18 protein-coding genes are annotated in these 22,009 nt (G+C 38.8%); 8 read left to right on the top strand and 10 right to left on the bottom strand.

The window, feature by feature from the left end:
- Positions 1 to 91: 91 nt before the first annotated feature.
- Together MMG00_RS13180 and MMG00_RS13175 are read right to left on the bottom strand one after the other, a co-directional pair.
- Positions 92 to 625, bottom strand: a complete 534-nt coding sequence (locus MMG00_RS13180; RefSeq protein WP_242149106.1) for a DUF192 domain-containing protein — start codon at positions 623 to 625, stop codon at positions 92 to 94.
- A gap of 4 nt (positions 626 to 629) precedes the next feature.
- Positions 630 to 1,811, bottom strand: a complete 1,182-nt coding sequence (locus MMG00_RS13175; protein ID WP_242149102.1) for a cupin domain-containing protein — start codon at positions 1,809 to 1,811, stop codon at positions 630 to 632.
- A 231-nt stretch (positions 1,812 to 2,042) separates the two neighbouring features.
- Between MMG00_RS13175 and MMG00_RS13170 the strand changes: the two genes are divergently transcribed.
- The 5 genes from MMG00_RS13170 to MMG00_RS13155 all read left to right on the top strand — a co-directional run bounded on the left by MMG00_RS13170 (position 2,043) and on the right by MMG00_RS13155 (position 4,408).
- Positions 2,043 to 2,222, top strand: coding sequence for a helix-turn-helix domain-containing protein (locus tag MMG00_RS13170; protein WP_242149101.1), 180 nt, complete (start codon positions 2,043 to 2,045; stop codon positions 2,220 to 2,222).
- Positions 2,223 to 2,455: 233 nt separating this feature from the next.
- Complete coding sequence (locus MMG00_RS13165; protein ID WP_242153261.1) at positions 2,456 to 3,259, top strand: integrase core domain-containing protein; 804 nt, start codon at positions 2,456 to 2,458, stop codon at positions 3,257 to 3,259.
- Positions 3,260 to 3,292: 33 nt separating this feature from the next.
- Complete coding sequence (locus tag MMG00_RS14410; RefSeq protein ID WP_432805955.1) at positions 3,293 to 3,430, top strand: helix-turn-helix domain-containing protein; 138 nt, start codon at positions 3,293 to 3,295, stop codon at positions 3,428 to 3,430.
- Entirely contained in the window at positions 3,378 to 3,575 is a 198-nt protein-coding gene (locus MMG00_RS13160; protein WP_242149100.1) for a hypothetical protein, read from the top strand. The genes MMG00_RS14410 and MMG00_RS13160 overlap by 53 nt, the downstream gene beginning before the upstream one ends.
- Positions 3,563 to 4,408, top strand: a complete 846-nt coding sequence (locus tag MMG00_RS13155) for an IS3 family transposase (RefSeq protein ID WP_242153495.1) — start codon at positions 3,563 to 3,565, stop codon at positions 4,406 to 4,408. Before MMG00_RS13160 ends, MMG00_RS13155 begins: the two co-directional genes overlap by 13 nt.
- An 83-nt stretch (positions 4,409 to 4,491) precedes the next feature.
- On the opposite strand, the gene MMG00_RS13150 is transcribed toward MMG00_RS13155, so the two are convergent.
- The 3 genes from MMG00_RS13150 to gmk form a co-directional block, all read right to left on the bottom strand.
- On the bottom strand, positions 4,492 to 6,672 hold the full coding sequence (locus MMG00_RS13150) for a RelA/SpoT family protein (RefSeq protein ID WP_242149097.1): 2,181 nt from the start codon (positions 6,670 to 6,672) through the stop codon (positions 4,492 to 4,494).
- A gap of 207 nt (positions 6,673 to 6,879) precedes the next feature.
- Positions 6,880 to 7,110 carry a DNA-directed RNA polymerase subunit omega gene (rpoZ, locus tag MMG00_RS13145; protein ID WP_242149094.1) on the bottom strand — a complete coding sequence of 77 codons (231 nt, stop codon included), beginning with the start codon at positions 7,108 to 7,110 and terminating at the stop codon, positions 6,880 to 6,882.
- Positions 7,111 to 7,346: 236 nt separating this feature from the next.
- A complete protein-coding gene (gene gmk, locus MMG00_RS13140; protein ID WP_242149092.1) occupies positions 7,347 to 7,994 on the bottom strand; it encodes a guanylate kinase in 648 nt (215 codons plus the stop codon).
- Between the two features lie 154 nt (positions 7,995 to 8,148).
- On the opposite strand from gmk, the gene MMG00_RS13135 reads away from it, so the two are divergent.
- From MMG00_RS13135 to MMG00_RS13125, 3 genes are all read left to right on the top strand, one after another.
- Complete coding sequence (locus tag MMG00_RS13135; protein ID WP_242149088.1) at positions 8,149 to 8,736, top strand: invasion associated locus B family protein; 588 nt, start codon at positions 8,149 to 8,151, stop codon at positions 8,734 to 8,736.
- 183 nt (positions 8,737 to 8,919) lie between these two features.
- Positions 8,920 to 10,833: a tRNA uridine-5-carboxymethylaminomethyl(34) synthesis enzyme MnmG gene (gene mnmG / locus MMG00_RS13130; protein ID WP_242149086.1), complete on the top strand. Its 1,914-nt coding sequence runs from the start codon at positions 8,920 to 8,922 to the stop codon at positions 10,831 to 10,833.
- Positions 10,834 to 10,839: 6 nt separating this feature from the next.
- Positions 10,840 to 13,977: a peptidoglycan-binding domain-containing protein gene (locus MMG00_RS13125; RefSeq protein ID WP_242149084.1), complete on the top strand. Its 3,138-nt coding sequence runs from the start codon at positions 10,840 to 10,842 to the stop codon at positions 13,975 to 13,977.
- 314 nt (positions 13,978 to 14,291) lie between these two features.
- Here the strand turns inward: MMG00_RS13125 and MMG00_RS13120 are convergent, their stop codons facing one another.
- The 5 genes from MMG00_RS13120 to MMG00_RS13100 form a co-directional block, all read right to left on the bottom strand.
- Positions 14,292 to 15,302: a biotin--[acetyl-CoA-carboxylase] ligase gene (locus MMG00_RS13120; RefSeq protein ID WP_242149082.1), complete on the bottom strand. Its 1,011-nt coding sequence runs from the start codon at positions 15,300 to 15,302 to the stop codon at positions 14,292 to 14,294.
- 284 nt (positions 15,303 to 15,586) lie between these two features.
- Entirely contained in the window at positions 15,587 to 16,783 is a 1,197-nt protein-coding gene (locus MMG00_RS13115) for an amino acid aminotransferase (protein WP_242149080.1), read from the bottom strand.
- 22 nt (positions 16,784 to 16,805) lie between these two features.
- Entirely contained in the window at positions 16,806 to 18,617 is a 1,812-nt protein-coding gene (locus MMG00_RS13110; RefSeq protein ID WP_242149079.1) for an SLC13 family permease, read from the bottom strand.
- Positions 18,618 to 18,627: 10 nt separating this feature from the next.
- Positions 18,628 to 20,691 carry a polyphosphate kinase 1 gene (ppk1, locus tag MMG00_RS13105; protein WP_242149076.1) on the bottom strand — a complete coding sequence of 688 codons (2,064 nt, stop codon included), beginning with the start codon at positions 20,689 to 20,691 and terminating at the stop codon, positions 18,628 to 18,630.
- Positions 20,692 to 21,588: 897 nt separating this feature from the next.
- On the bottom strand, positions 21,589 to 22,002 hold the full coding sequence (locus MMG00_RS13100) for a F0F1 ATP synthase subunit epsilon (protein ID WP_242149074.1): 414 nt from the start codon (positions 22,000 to 22,002) through the stop codon (positions 21,589 to 21,591).
- Positions 22,003 to 22,009: the final 7 nt, after the last annotated feature.

Genomic DNA, 22,009 nt, shown 5'->3' with positions numbered 1-22,009 from the left:
AATGGCGATGACAGCATTTAATGCCGGCATTATAGTATGATTACTCTAAAAACACCACACTAATTACATCCTAAGAGAAGAATCTTCTCTCTTACCACGACCAACTGATATTATCGCCAGCTTTAAGCCCAAGCTCAGCCGCTCTTCCGGCATTTAACTCTAAGACATATTTAGCAGGAGCGATCGATGGATATAAAGGGCAGTTTTTAATCTTACACGGCTGCGCTGTTGCGATATTTACCACTTCTCCCGCTTCTGTAATATAGATAATATCTAAAGGTATTAACGTGTTTTTCATCCAAAATGAGAGTGGCTGGGTTTCAGAAAACATAAAGAGCATGCCTGAGTTTTCCGGCATTGATTCTCGAAACATCAAGCCTTTTGCCTGCGAGTAACCATCTAAGGCAAGCTCCACAATAATCGTTTGTTCACCAATTCTCATCTCCCCTTCACGCAATCCTGAATTTGGTGACAGACCAAATGAAGGCTTTACAACCCCTCCCTTCGCTTTTTGAATACTTTCTAAATCCGCACTCATTGTCGTTATAGGGTTTGCAAAAGCCATTCCAACAATAGCCATAACCCCCATCATCAAACTCGCGCTTAATTTTTGATAAAAACTCATGATTTTACTCGTCCTCTTCCATCGTTAAAACTCCCTCATTAAGAAGTTTTGTAATAAATTCACCGGCAATATTATTGCTTAAATAATCCTCTAGATCATCAAAATCTAAATACTCTGCATTAACAATCAATGTAATTAGATCACGATACTCCTTTGGCAAAGGATAGGAGTGCCCACCTACAAAAAGGTAATACTGCTCACCAATTTGGCGATGAATGAATGTTAACCCGGGATGCACTTCTAATGCCCCTCCCTCATCAAGAAAAGTCATTACCGCTTCAAGCGTTAATTTCTCTTCTAAAAGTTCTGGCGTTTGATACATCTTCGGCTCTGTCATAAATACCCCAAACCACTTTGCAATCTCATCACGATTAGTGAGTAACCCCTCTTTAATCACCTTCACCACTCGATCAATAGCATCATCTGTCAACTCCCCATACTGAGTAGAAACTTCTAATTCAAGATCACTAAAACGTGCATCTTCAGCTATATTATCAAATTTCATCTCGATAAAATCACGAAACATCTCTTGATGCTTGGGCGCCCTAAATCCTACCGACCAAGTGACACTACGACCAATATTAACCCCATAATGCCCTATTCTTGGAGGTAGATAGAGCATATCTCCTGGTTCTACAATCCACTCTTCATCCACTTTGAAGTTTTCAATTAAACGGATATCGACCCCTTTAAGAAAATCATCTTCAGAGACTGGCAAGTAGCTAATTTGCCACTTTTTCTGCCCCATTCCTTGAATTAAAAAAACATCATAATCATCCCAATGAGCGCCAACATTTCCGCCATCTTCTCCAAGGCTCACCTGTAAATCATCAAGACGCCAGTTAGGAATAAATGTAAAAGGCGCTGTCATCGATTTTAACTCTGGAAGATTTTTCTCAACGTCATTGACAACGAGCATCCACTTTTTATCTTTTAACGTTGCAAAATCATCTTCAGTTGCCGGCCCCATCTTTAATTGCCAAGGACGCTCGCCCCCTTTTTCAAAGATAAAACGAGAGGGAATAAAAGATTCAAATGCTAAACCTGCAATCTCATCTGCCGAGAGCGGATCTTCAAAATTCGGAAAAGCATTTTTTACAAATAATGGTTTTTTCTGCCAGTATTCTCTCAAAAATGTTTCCGCGGTTAATCCACCTAAAAAAGATAAAGGTTGTGCTTTTGCCATAGAGATTCTCTCTTTAAAAATAGATATTCAATGCCGTACGATAATCTGCATGGCATCAATGATCAACAACAGTTAAGTATAATAACTTGGCATTATAACGATTTTCCAAGATAAAGAGATGACTCATATCGCCTATTAAGCCCTTCATCCTTTTTTGAATCAATAAAAAAAGCCTTTAAGCACTGATAAACTGCCCCCCAAAAGTTGGACACAACTTTGGGGTGTTTTTATATGGCTAAATATTCTTTTGATTTTAAATTACAAGTAATTCAGTTTTATCTTGATAATCATGGTTATCAAGCGACTGCTCGCTACTTTAATGTGGAATGCACAACTGTCCGTAAGTGGGTGAAAGCTTATCAGTATCATGGGGCTGAAGGTATAAAACCCAGAACTTCTAAACTTAACTAGGGGTTGTTGAACATTGACACATAACCTATTGTTTTTGCTGAAAATATTCATTTTCATTAATTTTAAAAAATGACTCAAAAGTATTGGTTATTCAATATATTGCATCCCTTCAACTTTGAATGTTCAACAGACCCTATACGGCTGAATTTAAGCTACATGTTGTAACTTACATGACATTAAATAACCTGTAGGATTTTATCGCGTTGTTTACAGTATTAGGAGAAAATACTGTTATGAATATCCATCGAAAAACAAAATTAACGCCGTTTCATCGAGAAGAGATTTGGCGATTACATCATCAAGAAAAATTTACCGTAACCTATCTAGCTGAGCGTTTTATGGTAAGCAGACCTACGATCTATAAAGTACTAAAACAAGGTAGATTGAACTTGTTTGTGCCATTAGCTAGTAAAAATGAACGTTATAGAACAATTAAGTATGGCATTAAACGTCTTGCAAAGATTGAAAAATCTATTGAAGAGAAACTTAAAAAGAGGGCTAAACGTTATAACAAAAACTATCCTGGCGAGATGGTCCATGTGGATACTAAACGGCTCCCTCTTTTAAAAGGAGATCTTAAAAATCGCACTAGAGAGTATTTATTTGTAGGAATTGATGATTTTTCAAGAGAACTTTATGCCGGTATTTATCCTGATAAATCACAGTTTAGTGCTGCTGAATTTCTTCGATGGGATCTGTTAGAACAGTGTCCCTATACTGTAGAATGCACCTATTCGGATAATGGTCGTGAGTATAAAGGTACATCAGAACATGCCTTTGTCGAAATGTGTCTAACACATAAGATTAATCAAAAGTTTACAAAGCCAGCTTGCCCTCAAACGAATGGAAAAGCAGAAAGAGTCATTCGAACACTCATGGAAATGTGGCATAATCAGGAAGAGTTTATCAGTTCAGATGATCGGAAAAAGAAGCTAAAACGATTTTTGAACTATTACAACACAGTAAAACCTCATAAGGGTATTAATGGTTTAACGCCTTATGAAGTTTTAGAAAATTATTTTAACACTGAAGTGTAAACAACCCGCCGATTTCTAACAAATAACCTTTCTATCCGAGAGACTGCTGCATATTTTAATATTCCTGCATTTACTTCTGTATTAGAATGGAAATCTCTCTTTAAAATGGGTGGTTTAGATGCGCTTAAACCACGCCAGAAAGGTCGACCTAATACCCAAAAAGCCAGATAATAGAACAGAGCAGGAAAAGCTGATTGATGAATTAACCGCTGAGCTTCTCTATCTCCGCGCGGAGAATGATGTCTTAAAAAAGTATCAAGAGTTGGAAGAGAGGGAGGAACAGCGAAGGCTCAAACTGAAACAATCGAGGAGTTAAAAGAGAAGCATCCTTTAACACTCCTACTTAAAGTGACCCATCTTGCGAGAAGTAGTTATTATTATCATCGAAAGTCACTCTTCTCTGCTGATCCGGAAAGTGATCTTAAAGCGAAAATATTGTCAATTTATCATGAGAACAAGGGGCGTTATGGCTATCGCAGAATTACAGCAATACTAAGGCGAGAGTTCATCATTAACCATAAGAAAGTCCAGAGGCTAATGAAACAGTTGAACCTAAAATCTTTGATTCGTCCAAAGAAATATCGTTCTTATAAAGGCCAGATTGGAAGAGTTGCTAAGAATCTTTTACAACGTCAATTTACAGCAAGCAAGCCTAACCAAAAATGGGTAACAGATGTTACAGAGTTCAAAGTCAATGGGGAGAAACTCTATTTATCTCCGATTCTAGATCTCTATAATCAAGAAGTTATTAGTTATGAAATTACAAAAAGACCAAAATATGAATTAGTCGAACGGATGTTGGAGAAAGCCTTAACATACTTACAAAGTAGTAAGAGAGGTCGAGAAAAGCTGATCCTTCATTCAGATCAAGGTTGGCAATATCAAATGGCTCAGTATCAACAAAACCTAAAGAAAAACAATATTAAACAGAGTATGTCCCGTAAAGGTAATTGCTATGATAATGCTGTCATAGAGAACTTTTTTGGGATACTAAAATCAGAATTTTTTTACACACAACGGTTTAAATCAGTAGATCATCTTCAAACAGAGCTACACAAATATATTGATTATTACAATCACAAACGAATTAAGCTTAAATTAAAAGGACTAAGTCCAATAGAATATCGAACTCAGTCCTTGTCTTTATAATTTTAAACTGTCCAACTTTATGGGGTCACTTCATGATCCTTAAAGGCTTTTTAAAATTAATGACTCATTCATAGCATTGTGCTTTAGCGGCGAGAAACACGTTCTACTAAAGGCAACAATCGAATTTCACGCATGATATCTGCCAAATGTTTTCGGTCTTCTACATCCACGACAAAGCGGATTCTCACAAGATCATCACTCATCGGCTCAGACATAAACTCCCCAAAATCAAGATTCATCTCTGTGACTTTTGCGCTCACCGAAGCAATCGCCCCTCGGCGATTCTTAGCAATCAAGGTTAACTGTACCGGGAAATCACCCTGCGCTTTCTTACTCCAAGCAAGTGGAATCCAGCGATCGGCTTGTTTTTTATAGTTTTCAACATTCGCGCAATCTACTTGATGAATCACCATTCCATGACGCTGACTTAAATAGCCAATAATCGATTCACCAGGTAATGGGTAACAACACCTACCTAGTGTTGTTTTCATCTTCTCAGCCCCAATAATGATATCGCTAGATACCTCTAAGCCATCTTCATCTTCTTCTGGCGCTTCATGCATCTCAACTTCTAAACCTTGCTTCACTAAAAAACGATTAATGACATAATGCATTGGGTATTTCCCACGCCCAATACCAATTAACAACTCTTCTTTTGTTCCAAGATCTAGCTCTTCTAATAAGATATCGCGATCCGTGCTTGTAAACTCATCAAGCAAAATCCCTTTCTCTTCTAATGCACTTATTAAAAGCGCCTCCCCAATACAGAGAGAAGCATCATTTGGGAGTTTCGAGAGATAAGTTAAAATGCTAGTTCGTGCTCGAGCACTCACCACATAATCAAGCCATTTTGGCGAAGGTCTTAAACCCTGCTCTGTAATAATTTCAACGGTTTGCCCATTATGCAGTGATTGAGAGAAAGGTACTTCTTGCCCATCGACAATGATTATCTTACAACGATTTCCCACTTCCGTATGAACCGCATAAGCAAAGTCGATCCCCGTAGAGCCTTTCGGCAATTCAATAATGCGTCCTTTAGGCGTAAAGAGATAGATCTCTTTTGGGAATAGGTTGGCTTTCATCGCCTCCATAAACTCCTCAGAAGAGATGCCACTATCTTGTAATTCTGTCACAGAATCAAGCCACTTATTGGTTCGAATTTGGTTATGCTCTTGCCCTTCATAAGCATCTTTATAACGCCAGTGAGCCGCTGCCCCAGCTTCTGCAATCACATGCATATCGCGGGTCCGTATTTGCACCTCTACCGGCAAGCCATTACGCCCAAACACAATGGTATGCAGACTTTGATAACCATTACCTTTAGGAATTGCAATATAATCTTTAAAGCCACCAATAATCGGTTTATAAAGTTGATGAACCATCCCTAAAACGCGATAGCACTCATCTACAGTGGAGACGATAACTCGAATCGCAAAGATATCGTAAACAAGCTCAATCCGTCCCTTCATCTTGAGTTTATTGTAGATACTCCATAGATGCTTTTGCCGAGTGGAGATGCGCGATAGAATATTACTGCGGACTAAACGATCGTAAATAGTATCTTTAATGCGCGTGAGATTTTCACTCTCATTGGCATATTTTTCATCAATTGCCTTTGCCAGTACGGCATAACGCATTGGGTAGATATTCTCAAAACAGAGATTTTCTAAATAGACTTGTAAAACATACATGCCAAGTCTTGCAGCAATAGGCGCATAAACTTCTAATGTTTCATTAGCAATGCGGCGCTTTTTATATGCCGGCAAGGAACCTAAAGTTCGCATATTATGAAGCCTATCAGCGAGTTTAACCATAATAATCCGCAGATCTTTGGTCATCGCTAAAATCATTTTGCGAAAGTTCTCAGCCTTAGCTTCTTCTTTCGAGCGAAATTTAATTTTTGTAAGCTTGGTAACACCATCAACGATTTGAGCAACTTCTTCCCCAAATTCATGCTTAATTTCATCAAAACTGATCTCAGTATCTTCAATCACGTCATGCAAAATAGCTCCAACAAGGGAGGCTTTATCTATTTGCACCTCACTTAAAATGAGCGCTACCGCAATCGGGTGAAAGATATAAGGTTCTCCAGACGAGCGAAATTGTTCCTGATGCGCAAAAGCACCATAGATACAGGCACGCTTAACTTCACTAACCTCTTCTTCCGAAAGATATCGACCCACGATTCGCAATAAGCGATCGACTTTAATCTCAAACTCTTTACGCCAAGGAAGGAGATTTGGAGGTAGATTATGACTCTCCATCAGGACTCCTTTGAACCGATATTATCGATCCTCTGATCAATCTATAAATTCTCTATATTCAGAGATAACATAAATTATCGTTTTATCAAATCAATTAATAATGGCTTCTTTATTATTTTTATTTTAAATTGCTTTAAAATTCTAAAGACAACAAAAACAGCCAACCAAAATTTTGGTGGCTATCTTTATTAAACCCATCACGAATGATTAAAATTCTGCGTTGTACTCAAGCTCTTTTGCTTTAATCTCATCCGGCGTAATATCCCCTTTAGCGATCTCACGCAGGGCAATTACTGTTGGTTTTGATGCACGATTTGTACGTACAACTGTAGGTTCAGCGCCACGCTCAAGCTGTCTTGCTCTTTTTGCTGCGACTGACACTAACTGAAAACGGTTATCTACTTTTTCTAAACAATCTTGTACCGTTACACGAGCCATAATTTTACTCCTAAAACTAACTTTCATTAATATCGATAAAAAAGGTAAGCACTCTCTTTATCTAAAACATATGCATTTCTCTTAATATCGCATAATTTAGTCAAAATGAGAATATCGGGCAATCTTCATGATCATATTCCCCATGAATAAAACTCAATGATCAGCAATGCGATATATCATCACTATATAATGACGACTAAAAAGCGAATCAGTATACCGTTAAATAGGTTATTTATTTAGATTTTTTCACCCAACAAATCATCTAATAACGGCTGATTTTTTGATTTTTGATAGTGAGTACGAAGACGATTGACCTTAAATATTTGACTTAAATCTTGTAAAGCACTTTTAAAATCATCGTTAATAATCACATAATCAAACTTCTCATAATGGCGAATTTGATTCATCGCATCAGCCATCCGTTTTTTTACAATCTCAGGATCATCTTGCTTACGCGCTGATAATCTTGCCTCAAGCTCTGCAATAGATGGGGGAATTACAAAGATCAACTGCGCCTCTGGCATCATCGCTTTCACGGAAGCTGCGCCTTGCCAATCAATCACAAGAACCACATCTTTTCCTGTTGCGGTGTGTTTTCTCACCTCTGCTAAAGAGGTTCCATATAAGTTATCAAAGACTTCGGCATGCTCGAGAAAATCCTCATTTTGAATCATCTCTCTAAACTGATCTTTCGTGACAAAATGGTAATCCACTCCATTTTCTTCACCCTCTCTTGCCCCTCTTGTTGTATGAGTGACCGCTCTTGTAACATTGCTATCTTGCGCCATTAGCGCCTCTACCAATGTTGTTTTTCCACCCCCTGAAGGTGCTGAAATAACATACACATGCCCATTGGCTTGCGATTTCTCATTAGATAACTGCATCTTTTTGTCTTCTCTTTCCTATCGATCTCTTGAAATCGACCTTTTCTTGAACGATTATTGAACTAGTATATAATAAACCACTTGTAATGTTATTCTATTTATAGAAAACATCGAAATCCTTAGCGTTCCTAATTATATGGAGTAAAACCCGGTTATGTTAAAAAAGTTATTATTAAGTACAAGTGTTGCACTTCTTTTAGGAAGCGTTGCGACAGCTCAACAAAATCAAACGGAAGTGATTTACCTTAAACAACACGGCGACTGGAAAGTTGAATGTTTACAAGATGAATCTCCTGAGGGAACCTTTGAAAACTGCTTAATGTCAACAACTGGGGATATCGAACTTACGAACCCAAATGATGAAAAACAAAAGCAAAAAGTCAAAGCATTAAGAGCATCTGTTGTTTATATTGATGGGAACCCAACGCTTATTTTTAGCGCCCTTCCTGGTGCACTTTTAATTCCTGGTCTTGAGCTTAAAATTGATGGTAAACAATTAGAGATTGAAGGCTCTAAAGTCACCGGTTTAAGTTTTGAGCGCTGCTTACCTGATGGCTGTATCACAGGTCTTCCAATCAGTGACCCTAAAGTACTTAGTACTTTAAAAGGTTCTGGAAAGTTAAATGTAAGCTATACACATGACTTCCTTGGTCCTGATGCAAATAACGTTAAAGTCGACATCTCAATGAAAGGCTTTACAACATCACTAGAAGACCTCGCAAAACAATCAGAGGCAAAATAAGTTTTCTTTACAAAAAGAGACATTCTTTCAAAGGGATCTCCATTGGTTAGATCCCTTTTTTAGTTTATAATTGTCGAATTATATTCGTTAGAAAAATAGATTTCATCTTCACGAATTGTTCATAAAATGTTCTTATAAGAACATCTCATTTCCTTTTCATTATTACTAAGTAGCTTTACTTCTATGGATTATCCACAACATTTTGGCGTTATTGTAATTGGTGGCGGACACGCTGGCACTGAAGCCGCATTAGCGTCTGCTCGTCTTGGCGTTCCTACGCTTCTTTTAACACACAATATCGAAACACTTGGGCAACTAAGCTGTAATCCTGCAATTGGCGGAATCGGTAAGGGGCAGATCGTCAAAGAGATTGATGCGATGGGCGGCGCTATGGCACACGTTACCGACCTTGCAGGCATTCAATTTAGAATATTAAATGCATCTAAAGGCCCCGCGGTACGCTCAACAAGAGCGCAAACAGACAGAACACTCTATAAAACCGCGATGCGCAAAATTTTAGAGAATCAGCCTAATCTTTATCTCTTCCAACAAGCCGCTGATGATCTCATTCTCCAAGGAGACAAAGTCACAGGCGTGATTACCCAAACAGGAATCCGTTTCCATGGAGAAACAGTGATCCTTACCGCAGGTACTTTCTTATCGGGATTAATCCATATTGGCATGCAAAACTATAGCGGTGGCAGAATGGGAGATACAGCTTCTATTCCGCTTTCTCATAAACTTGCTGAGCTTAATCTTGGAAAAGGACGCCTAAAAACAGGAACACCGCCTAGAATTGATGGAAAAAGCATCGACTTTAGCAATATGTCAGAGCAACCTGGAGATTCGCCAACGCCGGTTTTCTCATATTTAGGAGATCGTAATGAACATCCACACCAAATCTCTTGCTGGACAACTTACACCAATGAGGCAACTCACGATATTATTCGTAGTGGTTTAGATCGCTCCCCGATGTATGCTGACAATAAGACTATTGAGGGTTTAGGTCCTCGATATTGTCCTTCTGTTGAAGATAAGATCATGAAGTTTGCAGATAAAGATCAGCATCACGTATTTTTAGAGCCTGAAGGTTTAGATACGCATGAATATTATCCTAATGGCATCTCAACGAGCTTACCATTTGATATCCAAATTAAACTAGTTCGTAGTATTCCGGGTATGGAAAATGCCCATATTACACGCCCAGGTTATGCCATTGAGTATGACTTCTTCGATCCTCGTAATCTCAAATTCACTTTAGAGACTAAAGCGATTGAGAACCTCTACTTTGCAGGACAAATCAATGGTACTACAGGCTATGAAGAAGCTGGTGCACAAGGACTATTAGCGGGTCTTAACGCAGCTCGCCGTTATCTTGAAAAAGATGCATGGTACCCTAAACGTCATGAAGCATATACCGGCGTTATGATTGATGATTTAATCAATCTTGGCGTCCGTGAACCTTATCGTATGTTTACCTCGCGCGCAGAACATCGTCTTATTTTACGAGAAGATAACGCTGATGAGAGATTAACTCCTATTGGCCGTGAGCTTGGACTTATTGATGATTATCGCTGGGAAAAATTCCTTGAAAAGCAAGAAGCCATCATCAAAGCTGAGCAGCAATTTAAAGATTGGATGATCCGTGTGGAATCACCTGCAGGTAAAAAAGTTCAAGAAGAGAATAAGGTTGAATTAAAACAAAATATTCGCGCTCTTCATCTTCTTAAACGCCCAGAAATCTCTCTTGAAACCTTATTAGCGCTTCATGATGAGAATGGCCCTAATTTAGATGAATTCTCACCTGAAGTACTACAAAAAATTGAAATTCATACCAAATATGAAGGGTATATTAATCGTAGTGTGGAAGATATTAAGCGTAATCAAAAATTTGAAAATGCACCGCTTCCTGCCAATATCGACTATAGCCTCGTAGAAGGTCTTTCAATTGAGATTCAAGAACGCTTAAACCAAGCACAACCTGAAACTTTAGGCCAAGCTTCAAGAATTCAGGGCGTGACCCCGGCAGCAACATCTCTCATCTTAGTTCATTTAAGAAAAGGTAGATTACCTGTTAAAAACAGCCAAAAGGATTAAATAATTATGCGTAAAGCAATTCTTAAAGTAGCCTTATCATCGATACTCGCTCTATCACTGGGCTCTGCTAATTCTCTTATTGATATTATAAAAGATAGTCAAAATCCAGAAGTACAATCATTAGTGCAATATCAAAATGATAAGAACCTCTACTTTAAGGATGCTTACGGCTTTACGCTGATTGATTATGTATATGCTAAAAATAATCCTGAGCTCGTAAAGTGGCTTGAATCACAAAACATTCAAAGTGGAGTAACACCTGCATTAATTCAGCGCGCACAAATTTGGCTCTTTTTACTTAATTATCCTGTGGATAACCTTGAGGGTAACTTCACACGCGCATTTCAAGAAGATATCCTCAATTATCAGCGAAAAAATAATCTAACTGAAATTGCCCAGATTACCCCAGAATGGTTTATCGATCTTGAGCATGATGCCATTACCTCTTTACTAACGGATATTGAAAAAGCGAATCCTACGCTTTCAGAAGCAGCACTACAATTAGAGCTGATTAATACATTGCAAGAGCGCCTACCAAGTAGTGTTGAGCTCAATCAGTTGCTGACCACAAATAATATTCTTAATGCAACCAATCACAAGGTACTCTTTGAGATCATCCCACAAGATCAAAAACAGACGCCTTACGAAATGCTCCTTGAGCTCGATTTTTTGGATAAAACACCTCAAAATACGGAGCTTAAAGCACTACCTGAATCTCTCATGACCTATTTTGATTTTACCGCAGATGAGATTCAAAACATTACAAAAAATCCCCGCTCTCAAAAGACTTTAACCTTACAAACATGGCTTCGTATTGCTGGCTATTTTCCGCCACCATTAGTCATTGATGGTATCAATGGGGCAAACTCAAGAAATGCCATCAAGCGCTATCAAACAGACATAGGACAACCTGCCGATGGAATTCCTCATGTGCGCTGGGAAGAGCCTTTAGAAACATTAATTCGAACAAAAGCCCAACAACAATTACATCAATTAGAGTTCTATACCAGAGCAATTCATGGGCGAAATGATGCCGCAACACGAAATGCTATTCGCCGCTTTGAAAAGTCGGTTGGGCTACCAGAAACAGGAACCTTAGCTCCTAGCGTTCTCTTTCATCTCTTTAATGCTAATTTTCTCCCTAAAGAGGCAATCATTACGCCCGACGTCACTATCACGCCTATAGATTCAATTTCAAATGCAGCGGCTCCAACACAAGAAGTAGCAATTACTGAAGAAAACACCTCTCAAAATAAGGATGTTACTGGCAATCTTGAAGATGAAACTCTAATTGAAGAAAATTCCAAAGCGCAGCACCATTTTGTATTGACTCCCATCGTACAAGAGACGCTAACGCTTGTGATCAAACAGCAAAAAGAAGCCCAAGAACAAGCAAAAATTGAAGCAGAAATTGCGGCAAAAAAAGCAGAAGAAGAAGCAAAAAAAGCAGAATTTACCGCAAAACTGAAAGCGCTTGCTGAATTAGAAGAACCAATACAACTTTTCTCGCTCTCTCGAGCAGAAGTGGATCAATTAATTATTAATGCAAGACGATCGGATATCTTCTTCACGCAAGTCGCTCTACATCTTTTAAACCTTTATGATGGCGATATTGATGGCGCTAATGGCCCTGCGACTAGAGATGCGATCCGACGCTTTGAAAAAGCCTTAGGACAACGAGAAACCGGAGAGATTCTCCCAAGATGGCAAACTCCCCTTAGACAGATGATGTACCGCATGGTGCAATATCGATTAACGCAAGATGGTTTTTATGAGGGAGATATTGATGGGATCACAGGTCCTGGCACTCGTAATGCAATCATTGCCTATGAAAAAGCTAACCATACTGAAGAAGTGGGTCGTTTAACACCGGCATTGCTTTTAACGCTCTTTAATACAGACCTTAATCGTAGTATTGACTCTTCTATTGATCCGGAAGAGATCCCTACCGATTCTCCGGAAGATGTGACTAATGATGGAACCGCACCTGTCAGCGCTGAGGAAGATCGTGAGCTTCAAGCCGATAGTAATAAAAATGATGAACAATATCGCTCATCGGTGAAAGACCTTGACCTATCCCACGCTAAAAGCACAGAGGAGATTGCACTTATTCAGCTGCAGCTCGCTTATCTTGGTTTTTATACAGGCACTATTGATGGTTTAACAGGTCCTGTTTCAACCAGAGCAATTACAGCTTTCCAAAAAGCATTTGAACTCCCAACTTCAGGCAAACTTGATAAACGCACTCAAGAGAAATTAGAGATTGAAAATATCAATAAATTCCAACGCTACTTACAACGTACAGGGTATATGAAAGATGCGGCAACAGGCACAATGGGACCTAAATCCCGCCGCGCGGTAGGCATTTTGAAAAACCGTTATGGTTATAATGTTAATGAAGCTCTTGATATTCCGGCATATCTCATCTTAATTGATGAAGAGCAAGGCACTACTATCGCTAAAGAGTATTACGATAAAGTGATCAAAGCTCGCGAAGAGGAAGAAGCGATTAAAGATACACAAAGCTATCTTATTGGTTTTGGAATTTTAAATGATAAAGTCGATGGTAAAATTGGCCCTGCTACAGAAAGAGCGATTAGTGCCTATCGTTCACAACAAGGTCTTAGCAAGGGAAATCAAATTGATGATGCACTATTAGAATCCTTTAAAAAAGGGACTCCTAAGCAAGCACAATCTTATCTACAACAATTAGGTTACCCTGTTAAACCCGATGGTATTTTTGGTAATAACTCGAAAAAACAGCTCAATGTATTCTTAAAAAGCCAAAATAAACCTGCTTCAGATATTGTTACGGCAACAATCTTGATGGATCTAAAAATAGCGCTAGATGCTAGATTAGCTAGTAGAAGCAGCGCCAACAGTAACGTCGCAACACCGAGAAAAACAGGAACCGCGCCTCAATTACAAAAAGGGCTACAAGAAGAGAGCGTTATACTCTCTAATGCACCTAGCAGCACCGTAAATGGCTCACTACAAGTTATTAAAAACAATTCAGGTGCCGTTGTGGGTTGTAAGGTAAGAAATATCACTATGGCGGCAGACTGGTGTAGTGGCAAGAAAAATGGCTCGAGTTGTCGTGTACTTTATAAAAATGGACGCGTTCTTTCTATGAACTGCCGATAATACCAACTTATAGCCTCATCAAAAAAGCGCTAACAAATGATTGTTGTTAGCGCTTTTTTTAGTTTAATGAATTATATAGTCGATTCAATTTAAGAAAAACTGCTTAAAAGTAAAACTGTGCAATATGTGAACCAAACTAGCTTGCAGGATGCCGGGTATAACGATTCTAGTACTTCTCATAACCGATGCGCCGGCAATTCTGACTCAATAATTTTAAACCAATTTTACTATAAGGTACTGCTTTATCAGTAGCTTTAAGCATCCCCTTCGCCGGCAAGAGTATCCTTTTAAAAGCGGAGATCCTATCTACACCTTTAATTATAAGCTCGTAAAGAGAGATCTCCTGAAAGATGTGCTTTAGTACTACCATCGGCATATTGAATCAACAAAGCTCCTCGCTCATCAATTCCGATCTCTTGCCCTATCTCTTCTCCTTGATCTGAAATTAAGCGAATCACTTTTCCTATAAAGCAGCTATGCGCTTCCCATAATGCAGAAAGGTTGGGTAGCGCTTGAGGATCCATCACAATTTGCAGGCAGATTTGATAGAGCTTTTGCGTTAAAAGGGCAATCAATTGATGACGATCTAAGGCTTTTCCTAAGATAGATTCGCAATTAGTGGGGCGATTTCCTACGATTTGTGTCGATTGATCCTGATGATTATTAACGCCCATCCCAATAATCACCTCAATTCCGCGAGAGTTGACGCTACTTTCCACTAAAATCCCTGCCAGCTTTTGTCCTTCTACCCAAATATCATTAGGCCACTTGATTTTTGCCTGATGAATTCCTAATAACTGAAGTGATTCCAATAGAGCAATACCTGAACGCAAACTTAAAGTACTTAAATATGGTAAGGCGGATTGGGGAAAATGAAACTTAAAAGAAAAATAGAGATTCTTGGCAAGGGGTGAAACCCATTGCTTAGCTCGGCGCCCTCTTCCCCCTCTTTGCATCTCCGTTACGGCTATTGCCATCAAATTGGAAGTATCGCAGTCATCATTGACTAAAGAGACCTTCTCTAAATCACTATTAGTCGACTCTGTAATAAATGAACGGCAAATAGTGACCTTATCTTGTAAATCTATAGGCAAGCCTTTCAAAATTTTGCCCATTTCTAAGGGGATATATGTCGTGCGAGTTGCTAAGACTTGAAAAGCAGCGTCATAATTAAAAAGATCGCTTATCTCACACAATGCTTCAATCGCTGAAATTAAGGCATTAGGCTCAACTGCTAAAGATTTTTGTAATACCGATAGCGGGTATTCCCCTTTTACAGATACTTGCTGAAATAATGCTTCCATAAGCTGCGCTTTATTATTCAAAATTGATTCCTTCTCTTCCCATAAATGATTCCCCACATATCAGAGTTTAGCAGAGCTTAAATACTATAGAAGTTTACAAAATTATTTTTCCCAGCGCATAAAAAAAGAGTGCTATAAAAACACCCTTTTTTCATTCTTTAAATTAACTAAAGAATACCACTCCAAATAATAATGCCCAACCAACAATACATAGAAGAGCAATAATATAGAGCGGAAGCTTATATATAAATACACTTTCAGACATAAACCTTCCCCTTATATCCAACATTTTGAACTAAATAGCTTTATAATACATTAACCACAGCATTTGCCGCAAGTTCAATATTGTCGTCATTGAGCGCTGCAATACAAATTCTGCCAGTATCTACTGTATAGATAGCATAGTCCTTTTTCATTTTTTCAACTTGATCTGCGCTAAGTCCTGAGTAAGAAAACATTCCTGCTTGATCATTAATGAAACTAAAGTCCACTTTATCTTGCTTTGTATTTAGTAGCTTTACAAATTTTGAGCGCATATCTTTAATACGATCACGCATCTCTGCAAGTTCTGCTTCCCACTCAGCTCTTAGCTTATCATCAGCTAATACATAATGAACGAGCTGCGCACCGTAAGAGGGCGGTGATGAATAAATTGCACGCACCATAGTTTTAAGCTGTGATGTGATGCGCTCTTGCTCTTCCTCATTTGAGGTAATCACCGTGAGCGCCCCAATTCTCTCACTATAAAGAGAGAATGATTTAGAAAATGATGTGGCAATAAATACCGGGATATCTTGCTCAGCAAAGATATGAATTGCTTCGGCATCTTCACGGATTCCTTTAGAAAATCCTTGATATGCCATATCTAAAAAGGGAATTAAATTCCGTTCTTTGAAAAGTTTTGCAACCTTTTGCCACTGTGCTGTCGATAGATCTGCCCCTGTTGGGTTATGGCAACAAGCATGAAGCACGACAATAGATTGCGCTGGAAGCTTTTCCATAAATGCGTAGAACTCATCAAAAGCAACGCCTTTACTCTTCTCATCAAAGTAAGGGTAATCTTTCACCTCAAAGCCTGCGCCTTCAAAAATCGCAATATGATTACTCCAAGTGGGATTAGAGACATACACGGTACTATTTGGCACGACTGTATGCAGAAAATCACCGCCCACTTTTAATGCCCCAGTACCGCCTAAGGATTGCACTGTTGCTAAACGTTTTTGTTGATAGAGTGCATGATCTTTTGTAAAAAGTAATTTTTGCACACAATCAATATAACTACCTAATCCATTCATTGGAAGATAAACGCGTGGCGTTGGATGTTCAAAAAGATAAGATTCGGCAGCTTTGACCGCTTTTAAGATGGGTACTCTTCCGGCATGATCCGAATAGATTCCAATACTTAAATTGACTTTTTCTTCTCTTGGATCCTGCTTAAAGGACTCAACTACGCCTAAGATCGCATCATCTGGCGCTAATGGAACGCCGTTAAATAGTTTCATTTTGATTCCTTCTCTTCAATTTTTATAATGGCCAAACATAGATTACTACAGGGACCACTGTCACAATCAGCAGCAAATCTAACAAAAAGCCCATCCGCCAATAATCTCCAAATTGATAGCCTCCTGGCCCCATCACTAATGTATTAGAATGATGCCCTATCGGGGTATTAAAAGCACATGAACAAGCAATCGCAATAATCATTAAATAAGGATCAATATTATGACCCATCATATTCGCCACGCCCACCGCGATTGGCGCCATAATTACTGCTGTTGCTGAACTGTTAATAACATCTGTGATTAGCATCGTTATTAGCATGACTATAGACAATACTAACATAGCTGGCAAGCCTTCTAAAAGAGGCACGATAGATGTCACGATAATATTTGTGGCTCCCGATTGCTCAAGCGCAGCACCAACGGTAATAAAGCATCCCAATAAAACCACTAAAGGCCCATCAATACTCTGATATACCTCACGCAGTGAAATTAACTTAAAAAGTATCATCAATAAAATTGCCAGCGGGAAAGCAATATGGGGCGGTAAAATTTGTAAGGCAACTGCCAAAATAGAGAGAATAAAAATTCCCACAGTAGGCCACATTTTAGAAGAGGGTTTTAAACGAATATTTCGCTCCGCCAAAGGTAGACACCCTAAATAGTTCATCGTCTCTGGTAGTTCTTTCTTATCCCCTTGAATCAGCAAAATATCGCCCGATTTTAGCGTTAAACGAGAAAAGCGTTGGCGAATACTCTCCCCTTGTCTTGATACGCCTAAAATATTGATATTATAGCGTTCTCGTAGATGAAGCTCTGAGAGCATATGTCCGGCTATTCTCGCTCCTGGATTGACGATCACTTCTAAAGTTTCTAAAGAATCAATGGTATCTTTCTCTTTACCTGCTTTGGTAAAACGAATACTCACCCCAGAAAGTAACTCTAATTGTTTTAAATCCTCGGGCTGCCCTTCTATTAATAAAATATCATTTTCTCGCAGTGTCTCTTCCTTACTAGGAGAGAGTAAACGCCGAGCGCCTCGCAGTAAAGTGACGATATTCACATGATCTTCCGTCACCTTTTCTAGCTCTCCAATGGTTTTACCAATAAATTTATTATTTGCTAAGATTTTTGCTTCAAGCAGATAGTCATCTGTTTCAAACAAACGATTATTCCCTTCGGTATCTCGAACGGGAATTAAGCGCCAACCAATAAAAGAGATATATAAAAGCCCCACAACAACTACTACGATTCCCGTTGGTAAGAAATCAAACATCGCAAAAGCGCCAAGGGAAGGATCGGCTGTTTCTCGGTACTGAGCAATGATCATGTTTGGCGGCGTTCCAATCAAGGTTGCGGTTCCCCCTAACAAAGAAGCAAATGCCATTGGCATCAATAATCGGGAGATCGGAACATTATAACGCTGAGACACTTGAAGCGCTACCGGCATAATAAGTGCTAACGCACCCACATCATTCATAAATGCTGAGAAAAAAGCAACAAGCCCTGTTAGTGTTAAGACGAGTAAAATCGGTCTATCCGAAAAACGGCTCAGATGTTGCGACAAATGGTATGTCACACCAGTATTCCCTAAAGCATTACTCAATACTAAAATTGCCGCAACAGTAATCACCGCGCGATGGCTAAACCCAGAAAATGCATCAGCAATAGGGACAACGCCAACTAAAACCATTGCCATTAGCGCCCCTAATGCCACAACATCAAAGCGCCATTTGCCAATCATAAAGGCAATAAAACTACATAATAAAATCACCAACGCATAGAGTTGTACGTTGGTGATGCCATTTATCAATGGTTCAGTAAATAATGTCAGCATGTGACTCCGTCTACTTTCGTGAAATCAATAACTTTTCTTGTGCTGAAAGCATAGCGCCTCTCTCTTCTATTGTAAATCTATCTTGATGGTATTCCCCTGTTTCTCCATCTAAAATCCATGCCGTATGATCATCAATGTAGGAAAGAAGCCCTTCATTGATAATATGATCTTTAATCGCTTCATAATAAATAGGCACGGCGATCTCAATTCTACGAAAGAAATTACGATGCATCCAATCTGCACTTGAAATATAGAGCGCTTTTTCCCCAGCACGATAGAAACAAAAGACTCGAGAATGTTCTAAAAATCGCCCCACAACTGAAAATACGCGAATATTTTCCGAAAACCCTTTTAACCCAGGGCGTAAAGAGCAAGCGCCCCGAACTAATAGATCAATCTTAACGCCGGCATTTGAAGCCTCACAAAGCTTCTCAATAATACTTGTTTCAAGTAAAGCATTCATGCGAGCCATAATAAAAGCTTCTCGCCCTGCTTTGGCCTCTTCTATCTCAAATTCAATATGAGCAATTAAATTATCATAGAGCGTAAAAGGTGCTTGCCACAATTTCTTTAATTCAGGTGGTCGACCTAGACTCCCCAAGGTTACAAAAATATCTGTGATATCTTGCGCAATCTCACGATCACTTGTCATTAGGGCAAAATCTGTATAGACCCTCGCTGTCCCATTATGATAATTTCCCGTACTAACATGGGTATAATATTCTAAATGATCTGGATTTTTACGCGTAGGCTCATTACGAACAATGAGCAACATCTTCGCATGGGTTTTATAACCAAAAATTCCATAAACCACTTTTACGCCGGCTTCTTCTAAAATAGAAGCCCACGTTAAGTTAGTTTCCTCATCAAATCGGGCCATAAGCTCACAAACAACATTCACCTCTTTTCCATTTTTCGCAGCCGTCACTAAATGCTTCATCAGTTGTGAATCATTGCCGGTGCGATAGATGGTCATCCGAATCATCTGTACTTTAGGATCTTTTGCCGCAACTTCTAATAATCTTACGGTCGGTGAAAAACTATCAAAGGGATGATGAAATAGTTGATCTTTATTTTTAATAATAGAGAAAATATCATCCGTATCTACCCATTTTTCTGCATATTTAGGTAAAAATTCCGGATAAAAGAGCTCTGACCGCCCTTTTAAAAAATCTCGTAATTCTCTAAAGCGTGTTAAATCAATAAAATGGTCAATAGGATAAATTTCTGTATCGGGTAACTCAAACTCTTTTGCTAAAAAATCAATGAGCTTTTCTGGCATGTGCGCACTAATTTCAAGGCGAACCGCGTGGCCAAAATTTCGCTGATGAAGCTCCCCTTTAAGCGCTTGATGCAAGTTTGTGAGTTCCTCTTTATCTATAAAAAGGTGGCTATTACGAGTCACTCGAAATTGATAAGCCGCTTTTACAGTAAAGCCATCAAAGATCGTTTTAAGCTGTTCCCGAATCACTTCACAGGTTGAGGTAAAACGTATCGTCTCTCCCTCATTCGGGAGCTTAATTAAGGAGGGGAGGTTTTTAGGAATCGATAACATTGCCGTATCAACCTCTCGCCCGTAGATATCCTTTCCTTTTAACTCAATAATATAATTGAGTGATTTATTATAAATATGCGGAAAAGGATGCGCAACATCAAGCGCTATCGGCGTTAATAAGGGATTGATAGACTCATGAAAATAAGAGGTTAGCTGATTAATATCCGTCCTTGTCCATTGCCCTCGCTTTACATATTCAACATTTCCTTCCTGTTTTAGAAGCGGTAATATCTCATTATCTAAAACGGAATATTGCTCCGCCACTAATTTACTGACTCGCTCAAAAATAGATGCCTGCCACTCTTCAACAGTCTCACCATCAATTGAATCTTCTCCTGCAAAGATCCGCTCTTTGATATTGGCAAATCGAACCTCAAAAAACTCATCTAAGTTTGAGGAGACAATCGTAATAAAATTTAATCGCTCTAAAACAGGCGTACTCGCATTCTCAGCTTGTTTTAAAACACGCTCTTGAAAAGCTAAGATTGATTTTTCCCGATTAAGTAATGGCGTATCCATGTTTGATGATCTCTCTGGGTGAAGAAGGAATGAACTGAAATAAGTCAGTGTGCGTAAGAGCGGATGACGGACTTTAACACTTTAGATTACAGTCTACTAAATCGCTGAAATACCCACTTTTTTCCTTTTGAAAACGACTTAAAACCATATGAATAATATCTCGATAGCTAATATATAGCTTAACCTAATTCAAGATAAATAATCCTCTTTATATGATAATAGATATTAATCTGCACTTTTATATGACATGCTGAATAAAATTTTAAAGTCCTACGCCTTAAAAGAATCATTGTGCCTTTAGTTCCCGTAAAAACAGAAGCTTAAATTGTATTAAACAAGTGATCACTAGAGAAGGTTTTTATATAAGCTCACATATAGTGATTTTCAAATAAAATCAGAAGTCGAAATTTATTAGTAAGTCATCCTCCTAAAATAGATTGATGAGCAGCTGGGTCGAATGCTTGCCTGTTTTTTGAAATTACGTACCAGCAGTTTTAAGCCTTTTTCGGTTCGTATCGGAATTTAGTGCGTAATAGCTATATATAGCCGACTCGATTTAAGAAGCACTATTTTAAATAATATTAAGAAGCAGAATGTGTATCAAATTAGCTTGCACGCTGCCGGATAGAACTATTATTGCGCTTCTCATCACCGATGTGCCGGCAAGCTGGTTCAGTCACTTTTAAACCGATTTCACTATATTAAAGGTGCAGAGTGTATCAAATTAGCTTGCACGCTGCCTGATAGAACTATTCTTGCACTTTTCATAACCGATGCGCCAGCAGTCTGATTCAGTCACTTTTAAACCGATTTCACTATAATCATTTATTAAACCCATTGTACTATCGCAATTTTAAGGCAAAAAAAAGCCCGTCTAGAAGACGGGCTTTTAACTACTTAAAGATTTTTTAATCTATTTACTGCATCTAATTGAGATTTCGCTAACGTTAACTCAATTAACGCTTTCTCAACATCAAGCTCAGGCTTACCTGACTCAATCGTAGCTTTTGCTTCAGCTTTTGCCTTTGCAACGGCTGCCGCATCAAGATCTTTTGCACGCTCTGCGCAATCAGCAAGAACAATTACTGATTTTGGTTGGATTTCAAGTATACCGCCTGAAATCCAAAACACTTCCTCAGTACCGTTTTCTAAAGTTAAACGTACTTGTCCTGGCTTAAGCTGCGCTAAAGTCGGAACGTGACCAGGGTATACGCCTATCTCACCCGTAACTGCTGTAGCTGCAAAAAATGAAGCAACTCCTGAGTAGAGCTCTTTTTCAGCACTTACAATAGTGACATTGATAGTTTTCATATGATCC

It is taken from the genome of Ignatzschineria rhizosphaerae, from assembly GCF_022655595.1.
GTDB lineage: Bacteria > Pseudomonadota > Gammaproteobacteria > Cardiobacteriales > Wohlfahrtiimonadaceae > Ignatzschineria > Ignatzschineria rhizosphaerae.
Note: the sequence above shows the minus strand (reverse complement) of the source record. Positions and strands in the feature narration are given on the sequence as shown.